This window comes from Pedococcus sp. P2_E4 (assembly GCF_056403935.1).
This window is the reverse complement of sequence record NZ_JBFUEO010000007.1, coordinates 25389-37308: the sequence shown is the minus strand read 5'-3', so window position 1 is coordinate 37308 and position 11920 is coordinate 25389. Positions and strand designations below refer to the sequence as shown.

At 69.0% G+C, this 11920-nt stretch carries 11 protein-coding genes; 7 read left to right on the top strand and 4 right to left on the bottom strand.

Features of this window, described 5'->3' with window-relative positions; translation table 11 throughout:
* Positions 1 to 525 precede the first annotated feature (525 nt).
* Together AC1DV7_RS05415 and AC1DV7_RS05410 are read left to right on the top strand one after the other, a co-directional pair.
* Positions 526 to 996 (top strand): hypothetical protein, encoded by a 471-nt coding sequence (locus AC1DV7_RS05415; protein WP_477595345.1) that lies wholly within the window; start codon positions 526 to 528, stop codon positions 994 to 996.
* 257 nt (positions 997 to 1253) lie between these two features.
* Positions 1254 to 3194, top strand: coding sequence for a sialidase family protein (locus AC1DV7_RS05410; RefSeq protein ID WP_477595343.1), 1941 nt, complete (start codon positions 1254 to 1256; stop codon positions 3192 to 3194).
* 6 nt (positions 3195 to 3200) lie between these two features.
* Here the strand turns inward: AC1DV7_RS05410 and AC1DV7_RS05405 are convergent, their stop codons facing one another.
* Positions 3201 to 3818 (bottom strand): GNAT family N-acetyltransferase, encoded by a 618-nt coding sequence (locus AC1DV7_RS05405; RefSeq protein WP_477595341.1) that lies wholly within the window; start codon positions 3816 to 3818, stop codon positions 3201 to 3203.
* Positions 3819 to 3847: 29 nt separating this feature from the next.
* On the bottom strand, positions 3848 to 4123 hold the full coding sequence (locus AC1DV7_RS05400; RefSeq protein ID WP_477595339.1) for a hypothetical protein: 276 nt from the start codon (positions 4121 to 4123) through the stop codon (positions 3848 to 3850).
* A 239-nt stretch (positions 4124 to 4362) separates the two neighbouring features.
* On the opposite strand from AC1DV7_RS05400, the gene AC1DV7_RS05395 reads away from it, so the two are divergent.
* The gene (locus tag AC1DV7_RS05395; protein WP_477595337.1) at positions 4363 to 4764 is read left to right on the top strand and encodes a thioesterase family protein; all 402 of its coding nucleotides are present in this window, start codon (positions 4363 to 4365) and stop codon (positions 4762 to 4764) included.
* Positions 4765 to 4822: 58 nt separating this feature from the next.
* On the opposite strand, the gene AC1DV7_RS05390 is transcribed toward AC1DV7_RS05395, so the two are convergent.
* Positions 4823 to 7213 (bottom strand): FdhF/YdeP family oxidoreductase, encoded by a 2391-nt coding sequence (locus AC1DV7_RS05390; RefSeq protein WP_477595335.1) that lies wholly within the window; start codon positions 7211 to 7213, stop codon positions 4823 to 4825.
* Between the two features lie 238 nt (positions 7214 to 7451).
* Here AC1DV7_RS05390 and AC1DV7_RS05385 point away from each other — a divergent pair, with 238 nt between their 5' ends.
* Positions 7452 to 7673 carry a hypothetical protein gene (locus tag AC1DV7_RS05385; RefSeq protein ID WP_477595333.1) on the top strand — a complete coding sequence of 74 codons (222 nt, stop codon included), beginning with the start codon at positions 7452 to 7454 and terminating at the stop codon, positions 7671 to 7673.
* A 64-nt stretch (positions 7674 to 7737) separates the two neighbouring features.
* Here AC1DV7_RS05385 and AC1DV7_RS05380 read toward each other — a convergent pair whose 3' ends face one another.
* Complete coding sequence (locus AC1DV7_RS05380; protein WP_477595331.1) at positions 7738 to 8727, bottom strand: aldo/keto reductase; 990 nt, start codon at positions 8725 to 8727, stop codon at positions 7738 to 7740.
* Positions 8728 to 8900: 173 nt separating this feature from the next.
* Here AC1DV7_RS05380 and AC1DV7_RS05375 point away from each other — a divergent pair, with 173 nt between their 5' ends.
* From AC1DV7_RS05375 to AC1DV7_RS05365, 3 genes are all read left to right on the top strand, one after another.
* Positions 8901 to 10394, top strand: coding sequence for an FAD-dependent monooxygenase (locus tag AC1DV7_RS05375; RefSeq protein ID WP_477595329.1), 1494 nt, complete (start codon positions 8901 to 8903; stop codon positions 10392 to 10394).
* A gap of 168 nt (positions 10395 to 10562) precedes the next feature.
* On the top strand, positions 10563 to 11207 hold the full coding sequence (locus AC1DV7_RS05370) for an ANTAR domain-containing response regulator (protein WP_477595499.1): 645 nt from the start codon (positions 10563 to 10565) through the stop codon (positions 11205 to 11207).
* Between the two features lie 3 nt (positions 11208 to 11210).
* Entirely contained in the window at positions 11211 to 11816 is a 606-nt protein-coding gene (locus AC1DV7_RS05365) for an N-acetyltransferase family protein (protein WP_477595327.1), read from the top strand.
* The last annotated feature ends 104 nt before the right edge of the window (positions 11817 to 11920 follow it).

Genomic DNA, 11920 nt, shown 5'->3' with positions numbered 1-11920 from the left:
TTGACGGAGGGAGGATCGTTCGACGCTGAGTAGCGTCCAACGCGGGCGACGCAACGCATCCGGTAATCGGCCGGATCCTACGCACCCTTCTGACAGGAAGGATCCACGATGTCTCGACCCAACTGGCGAGTTCCCTTGGCGGTGATCGGTTCCGCAGTCCTGCTCGTGACCGGCGCGCAGGTCGTCGCCGCAAAGGCTCCGCCGGCTCAGAGCGTGCCCGCCTCGGGCATCATCAAGGCCTGCTACCAGAAGAACCAGGGGATGCTCCGGCTGCTTCAAGGGAGCCAGAAGTGCCGACCCTCGGAGGTCCCGATCTCCTGGAACATGCAGGGCATCCAAGGCCCCGCCGGACCTGCTGGCCCCGCCGGACCTGCCGGGCCCGTCGGCGCGACTGGACCTGCGGGACCTGTTGGCCCCATGGGCGCGACCGGACCGGCCGGGCCTGCCGGACCTGCCGGACCTGCTGGAGCGACTGGACCTGCCGGACCTGCCGGACCTGCCGGACCTGCCGGACCTGCTGGAGCGATGGGACCGCAGGGCGCGCCGGGGATCACGGGGCTGGCCGGGCTGACGTGTCCGACCGGGCAGTCCGTGACCGGCTTCTCGCTGGCCGGCACGTTGGTGTGCAGCGGGGCGACACCACCACCCACCTGCTCGTCCACGACGCTGACGAACACGATCACCGGGATCAAGGACAATGACTTCGCGCAGCACTGGCCAGGTGGCACGGTGATCCTGGGCACGCCGACCTGCAACGTCACCCTCGCTCGTCCGTCGGGCAGCATCCTGCTGATCGGCACCCTGGGTGACGCGTGGCGGATCACGGCGAGGACGGGCTTCGGCGCGGCAACCCTGACCGTCAACCAGCCGAGCTGCAACTCGCCACTGGCGATCCCGAACGTCACGGCGAACCGGCCCTCGTGCTCGTCCGCTCTGGTGAGCCCCATCCTCGGGGGCAGTGTCTCAACCGCTTCGGTCTCCATCGCGGCCAGCTGAGCGCTCGCACCACCCACCCTCAACGGGGGCCGGTCCTGCGACCGGCCCCCTCCGCGTGCGCCGCCGCGAGCGGATGGGGTGGCGACTTCGGTCGAGCTCTGTGCCGATGCCTGTTCTTGCCTGCGCCAAGAGCGGTTTGGGCCTTGCTGCGCCTTTTGGTGGACGCGGCGACCGTGACCTGGGGCGACCATGACGGGTGGGCGCACCCGTACACCGACGGCATCGGAGGCCCGACCGGGTGCGTGTTGGGAGGCGTCATGGCGTCCAGAACTCTTGTGGCCGGTGTCGCCGTCGTCGCGACGGTAGCCCTGGTCAACCTGGCCCCCGCGGAGGCGCGGGATCGGCCCTTCTCCACCTTCCGCATGGTGGTGCGACCCGTTCTCGACCCGGGTGACGGGGGCAGCACCACAGGAGGCAGCGGCCAGTACAGCAAGGTCGCCATCGAGCGTTACCGCTGCACGGTGGCCGCGGGTGCCGGGTACGGCACGCCCGCTGGTGCCATGGACATCTCGTGCAACGACACCGAGCCCTACCGTCAGGACTTCAACCCGGACAACGAGCTCGCCATCGCGGTGAACCCCAAGGTGCCGACGCACCTTCTCGCGGGGTCCAACGACTACTTCTACCGGTTCAACAACTCGACCGGTGTCAGGCAGGCGCTGGTGCCGACCGGGTTCTTCACGTCGATGGACGCCGGGGCGACCTGGGTCGACGGGCAGGTTCCAATGCGGAGCGGGAACGGAGCGGGCGACCCCTCGCCGGCCTTCAACGGCAAGCTCTCCGGCAGCACGGCCGAAACCGGTTGGGCGATGATGGCGCAGCTGGAGAACACCGGCGGCCAGGGCGGCCCCTACGTGGCCCAGGGTGACGTCTCCGTCAGCTGGTCCTCCGACGGAGGCATCACGTGGAACGAGCCCGTGACCGTCATGAAAGGCAAGGGAACCGGCATCGGTCCAGCCAACAGCGCACTGTTCTTCGACAAGGAATGGCTGACCGTCGACAACCAGCCGAGCTCACCGTTCTACGGGCGCGCCTACCTCGTTGCCGCGCGATACCTCAACGGACTCCAGGGCGCCTACGACGAGTCCCCGGTGTACTTCGCCTACTCCGACGACGGCGGCCGGACCTGGTCGAACCCCAAGGAGATCTCCGGCTCGAACCCACTCTGCGACGCGCAGAGCGCTGGACCGGCGGGCGAGTGTGACGAGGACAGCTTCCCCATCCCCGAGGTCGCAACCAACGGTGATCTCGTCGTGCACTTCGCCACCGGCAACATCGACGCGGCCTGGGAGACGGCGGGCGAGTACGAGCAGACCCTGCTTGCGGTGAAGTCCACCAACGGTGGGGCCACGTTCACTGCGCCGGTCGTCATCGCCCCGCTCGAGGACGGTGCTGCCGACACACCATGGAGTGTCATCGGGCGACAGACCGTGACGGGACACCAGATCCGGTGGCAGTCACCGGGCACCATCACGGCCGACCCGAGCAACGCGCAGCACTGGGCAGTCGTCTACAACGACAACGCCGCCGGGGTGCACGACAACGCCCCCGCCAGCTGTCTGGACGACATCCCGGGCGAGGCTCCGGACTACAACCCGTGCAATGCGGTGACGGACACGAACATCTACCTGGCCGAGAGCTGGAACGGTGGAGCATCGTGGACCCCGCGGATCACGCTGGACGGCTCCGCGGGAGACCAGTGGTTCCCGTGGGCGGACTTCCGCTCCGACGGCTCACTCGCGGTGGCCTACGACTCCAACGAGAACATCGCAGACCCGGGCGGTGACCGCGACGACACCTTCAACCACGTGCTGCTGACTGTCGCGCCGCGGACCTCCGCCGGCGGGCCCGCCGTGATCGCCGGCCGTGAGGTGCTGGTGCCCAACGGCGCCGGGCGGCAACCTACGGAGCAGGTCGACATCTCAGTGACGCACTGGGCTGGACAGTACGTGCCGCAGAGCGCGTGGCCGCGCGTCTGCGGACCGGACGGTTACACCGACCCGCCCGTGGTCGACGCAACCGGCAAGGACTGCAACGTGTTCGACGGTGACTACACGGGTCTCGTGGTCGGCTCCGACAACCACGTCAACGTGGTCTGGACCGGGCTGAACCGGCGGGCCGTCTCGCCGCAGACGGACGCCTACACCGGGCTGCCGCACGACGGGTACGCCCAGGACGCGATGTTCGCCCGCAGGTAGGGCGCGTCACGCCAGTGGGGCTGGGCTGGGACCTGCCTGTCCAGCCCCACTCGGGGCCACCTCACGCACCATCACGCAGTTCCCCAGGCCCTTGGTCCGGTCGTAGGTGAAACCCTCGCGTTCGTACATCGTGCGGGTGCCGTTGTAGAGGAACGATGAGTTCTTCTTCCGCACACCGCCGGTGTCGTGGGGGTAGCCCTCGACCAGGCCGCCTCCGGCCTTGGCGATCAGCTCCACGGCTCCGCGCAGGGCGACCGCCGCGAGGCCCTTGCCGCGATGGACCTTCTCGACCTGGATGCACGTGACCCGGTAGTCGGGCAGCCGCTCGGCGGTGGACAGGTACTCCTTGCGGTGGTGGATGTTGGGCAGTTCCTCGGGTGTTCCGTACTCGGCCCAGGCAATGGCGAGGTCGCCGTCGTAGACGAGCGCCGCGTGGGCGATTCCCTCATCCACCCGGCGCGCCTTGAATGCCCGGTTGTCCTCGGTGGTGCTGTCCGGCTCCCGGTCGTCGGGGTGGAACCAGGTGCACCAGCAGTTGGCGAACATGCCCTTGTTCCGCTCGACGAGAGCGGCGAAGTCGCCGAAGGTCTCCGGCGTGAGTGCCCTGATCGTGTAGTCGGACATGTCGGCAAGGTACCCCGGGGGCGCGACTCTCACGCCACCCGGGACTCGAAGGTGGAGTAGCCGTCCGCGGCAGTCTCGTGGCGGTGGGTGGAGGCCAGCTGGTCGGCGTCGCGCTCGGAAAGGAAGCCGGAGTCCCGACAACAGTCGTGGCACACCGCGACGGCTCGTGGGCCGAGGTGGACGACCTCGATCAGGTGGGGGCGACAGCTCTCCTCACCGTCGTGGTGGTGGTCGCGTCGGTGGACCGCGTCGACGGTGCAGGCGGCAACCGGGTCAACGGACTGGTTGGAGGTCGAGTGGAACATGGGGCCCGCCTTTGCGGAGGTCGTCGGTCATCCCATTGAACGCCTCCTGGCGGCGTTGGCCGATCGTGCGATGAGCCGGACTCCACTGCCGAACGGGGGATGGCCGATCGGGTGATCACCCTCCCTGCCCGGCGGTCAGGATCGGTGGCGGTTACTCACGACCATCGTGGGGACGGAGTCGACGTGAACGACGCCGGGACTCAAGGGGAGGCGGGCTGCCTCATGGCTACCGTGGACGAATGCGCTATGTGGTGACAGAAGCCGACACAGCAAGGGTTGTGGGCAGCGGGGACGTGAGCGTGTTGGCCACACCCCGACTGATCGCCTGGATGGAAGCCGAGACCGTGCTGGCCGCGGCGCCTCTGGTCGGCGCGGAGCAGACGACGGTGGGTACCGCAGTGAGGATCGACCACGTGAAGGCGACGCCCGTCGGGGGTACTGTGGAGGTCGGCGCTCACCTGACCACTGATGGCCGGGCCCGGCACCTGACCTTCGCGCTCACGGCCGTGGACGAGAGCGGGCAGCGGGTAGCTGGCGGCGAGATTGACCGTGTCGTGGTGGACCGAGCCCGATTCCTGGGATCGCTCCATTCGCGGCCCAGTGCGGAAGGAGAGCCGTCAGGTGACGGTCCGAGCGCGTGATGCGGGGCCTTGCTGAGCCGGGCACCGTCGACGTGCGTGCCGCCGACCTGGCTGTTGCTCAGGAGAGGTGTTCGGGCTCCGGAGTCTTCTTGTGGTCCCAGTCCGATCCCGTGGCGTTCTGCGACGCGCCCTCGGTCTCCGCTGTCGTGGTGCCCTTCACCGGGCTGAGGCCGTCGGCGCGGGTCAGGGACACCACGACGGACTTGGAGGTCGGGGTGTTGCTCCCGATGGCCGTCGAGTCCAGAGGGACCAGGGGGTTGGTCTCGGGGTAGTAGGCGGCGGCCGATCCGCGCGGGGTGTCGTAGCTGACCACGCGGAACCCGTGGACCCGGCGGACGATGTCGTCACCGGCCCATCGAGTGGTGATGTCGACGAGGTCGCCGTCCTTCAGCCCGAACGCCGCGATGTCGTCGGGGTGCACGAAGACCACCTTGCGGCCTCCCTCGATGCCGCGGTAGCGGTCGCTGAGGCCGTAGATCGTGGTGTTGTACTGGTCGTGGCTTCTCAAGGTCTGGAGCAGCAGGTGGCCCTCGGGGACGTGGACGACCTCGATGGGTGAGGCGACGAACTCGGCCTTGCCGGACCTGGTGTCGAAGGTCCGGGTGTCGCGGGGCGGGTGCGGCATGATCATGCCGCCGGGCATGCGGACGTTGACCTCGTAGTCCTCGCACCCGGGGACGACCTTCGCGATGTGACGGCGAATCACGCGGTAGTCGTCACGCATCGCCTTCCACTGCAAGCCGTACCGGTCGCCGAGCGTTGCCTCGGCGATGCTGGTGACGATGTCGACCTCCGACCTGAGCTGGGGGCTGGCCGGCTCCAGCGGGCCGCGGGAGGCGTGCACGGAGCACGTGGAGTCCTCGACGGAGATCCATTGGGCACCGCTGGCCTGGATGTCCTTCTCGGTGCGTCCCTTGGTCGGCAGGATCAGCGCGGTCTCGCCGCACACGAGGTGCGAGCGGTTGATCTTGGTGGACACCTGCACCGTCATGCGGACCTTGCGCATCGCCGGGATCGCGATGTCGGTGTCCGACACGGCCTGCACGAAGTTGCCCCCGAGCCCCATGAAGAAGTGGATCTTCCCGTCACGCATGGCGCGCAGGGAGTCGACGACGTCCAGACCGTGCTCGCGTGGCGGGTCGAAGCCGAACTCCTTCTGGAGGGCATCGAGGAAGTGTGCTGGCGGTCGCTCCCAGATGCCCATCGTGCGGTCCCCCTGGACATTGGAGTGACCGCGCACCGGCAGCAGACCGGCGCCCTGGCGGCCGATGTTGCCCTGCGCCAGAGCGAGGTTGACCACCTCCTTGATGGTCGCGACCCCGTTGCGGTGCTGTGTAAGGCCCATCGCCCAGCAGTACACGGTCCGCGTGGAGCCGCGCAGCATCTCGGCGGCCTGCGTGATCAGCTCACGGGACAGCCCGGTCACCTCGACGACCTGGTCCCAGTCGACGGCGCGGACGTGGTCGCGCCACTGCTCGAAGCCAGTGGAGTGGGTGTCGATGAACTCGTGGTCGAGCGCATCCCACTCGACGAGGAGCGAGCCGATCGCCTGGAAGAGGGCGAGGTCGCCGTTGACCTTCACCGGCAGGTGCAGGTCGGCCATGGCCGTGCCGTGCCCGATGACGCCCTTGGGTTTCTGCGGGTTCTTGAACCTGACCAGCCCGGCCTCACGCAGCGGGTTGATCGAGATGATCTTCGCGCCGTTCTGCTTGGCGATCTCCAGGGCCGAGAGCATGCGCGGGTGGTTGGTCCCGGGGTTCTGGCCGGCGATGACGATGACCGACGCGGTGTGGACGTCGTCGAGGGTGACACTGGCCTTGCCGATGCCGATGGACTCCTGCAGGGCGATGCTCGTCGACTCGTGGCACATGTTCGAGCAGTCGGGCAGGTTGTTGGTGCCGAACGCCCGGACGAACAGCTGGTACGCGAAGGCGGCCTCGTTCGACGTGCGACCGGACGTGTAGAAGGTTGCCTCGTCGGGGCTGGCGAGCGAGCGGAGCTCGGCACCGATGAGCTCGAAGGCCTCGTCCCACTCGATCGGCTCGTAGTGCGTGCCCCCCGGCCGCTTGACCATGGGGTGGGTGATGCGGCCCTGCTGGCCGAGCCAGTGCTCCGTGTGGGCGTCGAGCTCGGCGATGCTGTGCTGGGCGAAGAACTCCGGAGTGGCCCGGTCGCGGGTCGCTTCCTCCGCGACGGCCTTGGCACCGTTCTCGCAGAACTCTGCCGTGTGGCGGTGGCCAGGGTCGGGGTCGGGCCACGCACAGCTCATGCAGTCGAAGCCCTCAGCCTGGTTGAGCCGCAGGAGGGTCTGTGCCGTTCGCTTCACACCCATGTGGTCGAGGGACCGCTTCATCGACACCGCGACCGCGGTGGGGCCGGCTGCGTGGTCCTCCTGACGCCGGACCACCAGGTCGGCCTCGGAGTAGTCGCCCTCGTCGTGCTTGGACATGCTGAGCCTCGTTCTGCCGGTGCGTGCGCAGCCCCTCGTGGGACGTGCGCAGGTCACCCACAACGTACCCACCGCGTCTGGGACAAACCCGTCGGAGGCCGTAGCGGCGGGATGACGCGTCATCGTGACCCGGTAGCCGTCCAGGGCCATTTCGTCCATTTGGAGTAGCCCTCGTCACCGGTCAGACCGCTCGGAGTAGCCATAGGCGGCAGCAACTGCCGACGCTGACACTGGACGCATGCAGACGCTCCGGTTCACTCCGCACACGCCCGTGTGCACGCTCGTGAGCGCCTGTGCCGGCCCCGTTGAGCTCGTCGAGGAGGCGCACGACCGTTACGTCCGCCCGGATCACAGCCGGATCTATCGGGTGCGCTCCCTTGCGACCGGCGGGACCTGCTGGGCCTACATCACTGAGCTGACAGTGGAAATGACTGAGCTGACCGTCGAACAGGCGGCGTAGTCCCAACGGGGCGCTGGAAGTCTCGGTATGAACGAGGCGGTACGAGGCAGACGCGCGTCGTGGATCAGGATCGGTCGACCATCGCCTGCATGGCTTCCGGGTAGCGGTCGCCCTGCACCGTGATGCTGTCGGAGGCAGCCGTCAGCTCGGCGATGTCCCCGGGCGTCAGGTCGAGACTGGCGGCCGCGATGTTCTCATCGAGCCGTTCAAGACGCCGAGTGCCTGGGATGGGCACGATCCACGGCTTTCTGGCGAGGAGCCATGCCAGGGCGACCTGTCCGGGAGTGGCCCGAAGTCGGGCGGCGATGGCGGTGACCTTGTCGACGAGGTCGAGGTTGGTGGCCAGAGCCTGCTGCGTGAACCGGGGCAGGGTGGCGCGGATGTCGCCCTCGGCGAAGGTGGACTCGCGGGTGACCTGCCCGGTGAGCAGACCGCGGCCCAACGGGCTGAACGGGACGAACCCGATCCCGAGCTCCTCGAGGGTGTCGAGTACCGACTCCTCCGGCTCACGCCAGAACAGCGAGTACTCGCTCTGCAGCGCCGTGACGGACTGCACGGCGTGGGCGCGTCGAATCGTGGTGGGGCCGGCCTCGGACAGGCCGAAGTGCCGGACCTTCCCGGCGCTGATGAGCTCCTTGACGGTGCCGGCCACCTCCTCGATGGGCACCGCTGGATCGACCCGGTGCTGATAGAGCAGGTCGATGACGTCCGTGCGCAAACGTCGCAAGGAGCCGTCGACGGCTGCGCGAATGTTCTCGGGCCGGCTGCTGACCCCACTCTGGTGGCCATCCTCGTCGAGGCTGAAGCCGAACTTCGTGGCGATGACGACCTGGTCACGGACCGGTTCGAGAGCCTCACCGACGATCTCCTCGTTCGCGAAGGGCCCGTAAACCTCGGCGGTGTCGAAGAACGTGATGCCGTGGTCGACGGCTTGGCGCACGAACGCGACCATGGTGGCGCGTTCGGGTGAGGGGCCGAAGCTCTGGCTGATGCCCATGCAGCCCAAACCGAGGGGCGAGACTGTGAGTTCGTTTCCAAGAGTGCGGGTGGGCATGAGCTCCTCCTTGCGGTCGGGATCTCCCGTCACGATACGGTCGCGCGGCGTGAGGCGCGCCTCGCGCCTACCGTGCCTGGAGCTGCCGACCGGGATCGAAGGCCCGGGTGGACAGGAACGTCTGCCCGGACATCCGCGCGAGCCACGACATACCTCGCCTCTATGGTGGACCGATGGCGAGGGTGAACGCCGAACGAGACGTGGACGTGGACGTGGTCGTCGTCGGGGCCGGCCCGACCGGACTGATGCTGGCTGGTGAGGTGACCCTTGCCGGCGCGGACGTCCTCGTCATCGAGCGCCGCCCCACCACCGAGCTGGTGGGTTCACGCGCCGGTGGCTTCCACGCGCGGACCATCGAGATCCTCGACCAGCGCGGCATCGCCGACCGCTTCCTCGCCGAGGGCAAGACGTACCCCGTGCCGTACGGCGGCCGGATCATGCTGGACATGGGCGACTTCCCCACGCGCCACCCCTACACGCTCGGGCTGTGGCAGAACCACATCGAGCGAATCCTCGCGGGCTGGGTCGACGAGCTGGCCGTGCCGATCCGCCGCGGGGTCGAGGTGACCGGGCTGGCCCAGGACGACGACGGCGTCGAGCTCGAGCTGGGGGAGGACGAGCGGCTTCGGGCGAAGTACGTCGTCGGCGCCGACGGCGGGCGCAGCGTCATCCGCAAGGCGGCCGGGATCGACTTTCCCGGCTGGGAGGCGACCACGAGCGCGCTCATCGCCGAGGTCGAGGTGACCGAGCCCCTGCCCGAGGGCGTGAAGTACGACGCGAGCGGCCTCCACGGACTGAGCTTCATGGAGGACGGGCGGACCGTGCGGGTGGTCTCGAGCGAGTCCCAGCTGGGTCTCACGACCGAGCCGACGCTGGCCGATCTCAGCGACAACCTCAGGGCCGTCTACGGCACCGACTTCGGGGTCCACGACCCGACCTGGATCTCGAGGTTCACCGACGCGACCCGCCAGGCCGCGGCATACCGCAGCGGACGGGTGCTGCTCGCAGGCGACGCCGCGCACATCCACTCACCGGCTGGTGGCCAAGGGATCGGGCTCGGCATCCAGGACGCCGTCAACCTGGGCTGGAAGCTGGCCCAGGTCGTGCAGGGGGTCTCGAGCGACAGCCTCCTCGACAGCTACCACGGCGAGCGTCACCCGGCCGGCGCCCGCTCGCTCGAGTACTCCAAGGCGGTCAGCGCGCTCCAGCGGCACGATGCGCGGATCGTGGCGGTCCGCGACCTGCTCGACGAGCTGGTCGCCATGGACGAGCCGCGCCAGCACCTGGTCGGTCTCATCTCCGGCCTGGCCGTCCGCTACGACCTCGGCGAGGGGCACCCGCTGCTCGGTCGCCGGATGCCGGACCTCGACCTCGTGACCGGTGATGGCGTCGTGCGGGTCTACAGCATGCTCCACGCGGCTCGCCCCGTGCTGCTCAACTTCGGCCCACCAGGCACCGTGGGCGCCGGCCCGTGGGCCCACCGGGTGCAGACCGTCGACGCCTCGTATGACGGCGCCTGGGAGCTACCGGTCATCGGCACCGTCGATGCGCCGGAGGCCGTTCTGGTCCGCCCCGACGGCCACGTCGCCTGGGTGGGGGACGGGACCGCGACGGGGCTGGACGCTGCCCTGACCACCTGGTTCGGGACGCGCTCGTCGTCTAGGTGAGACGACGGGCGTGAGACGACGGGCGTGAGACGACGGGCGTGAGACGACGGGCGTGAGACGACGGGCGTGAGACGACGGGCGTGAGACGACGGGCCTCCTGCCGTCGGCGCGACGGGGACTCGGGCCCGGCACCCGTCGGCAACACTGCGTTAACGCGGGTCGCATAGGCTGGCGGGCGTGAGCGAGACCCAGCCGACATCGTCGTCCACCGCCAGCGCCGCGAGCACCGCCACCAGCGCCCGCACCCGGATCCTGGTCGCCGAGGACGAGGCCCTGATCCGCCTCGACCTGGCCGAGATGCTGGCCGAGGCCGGCTACGAGGTCGTGGGTCAGGCCAGCAACGGCGAGCAGGCCGTCGAGATGGCCACGGAGCTCACCCCCGACCTGGTGATCATGGACGTCAAGATGCCCGTCATGGACGGGATCACCGCCGCCGAGGAGATCGGCGCCGCCAAGATCTGCCCCGTGGTCATGCTGACGGCCTTCAGCCAGACCGAGCTCGTCGAGCGCGCTCGCGACGCCGGCGTGATGGCCTACATCGTCAAGCCCTTCACGGCTGCCGACCTCGGGCCGGCCATCGACATCGCCCGGCACCGCTGGACCGAGATGAAGGCGCTCGAGGGCGAGATCGCCGACCTCGGCGAGCGGCTCGAGACCCGCAAGCAGGTCGACCGCGCCAAGGGCATCCTCATGAAGAAGCTCAAGATCACCGAGGCCGACGCCTTCCGCTGGATCCAGAAGACGGCCATGGACCGCCGGCTGGGCATGCGCGAGGTCGCCGACGCCGTCATCAGCGGCATGGACAAGGCCTGACCCATGGGGTCCGCGCCACCCGAGCGCAGCGTCGCGTCACGGGACGTCAGCACGGCCGACCCGGCCGTGCCCATCAGCGTCGGCATCCGACGGGCCGGGGCCGGCGACGCCGAGGTGCTCGCAGAGGTGGCGGCTGCGACGTTCGCGCTGGCCTGCCCGCCGCACACGACCCAGGAGTCGATCGCCACGTTCGTCCGTGACGTGCTGTCGCCCGAGCGGTTCGCCGACTACCTCGCCGACCCCACGCGCGACCTGTTCCTCGCCGAGGACGGCGACGAGGCCGTCGTGGTCGGCTACGCCATGGTCGTCACCGGCGAGCCGTCCGATGGGGACGTGCGGGCGGCCCTGACCCTGCGTCCTACCTCCGAGCTGAGCAAGATCTACGTGCTGCCAGGACGTCACGGCGGCGGTGTCGCCAGGGCCCTCATGGACGCCTCGCTGGACGCGGCGCGCGAGCGTGGCTCGCAGGGAGCCTGGCTCGGCGTCAACCAGCTCAACGAGCGCGCACAGCGGTTCTACGGCAAGTCGGGGTTCACCCGGGTGGGCACCAAGCACTTCCTCGTCGGCGACCGCTACGAGGACGACTACGTGTTCGAGCGTGCCCTGTGAGCGCCCCGTTTCGTCCCCTAGGCGCAGGGATGTGCCGGAACACTTCACGGACAGAGGCTGTGGGGCCTAGAGTCCTGTCTCGGTTGCCCTTCGAGGCACCGACG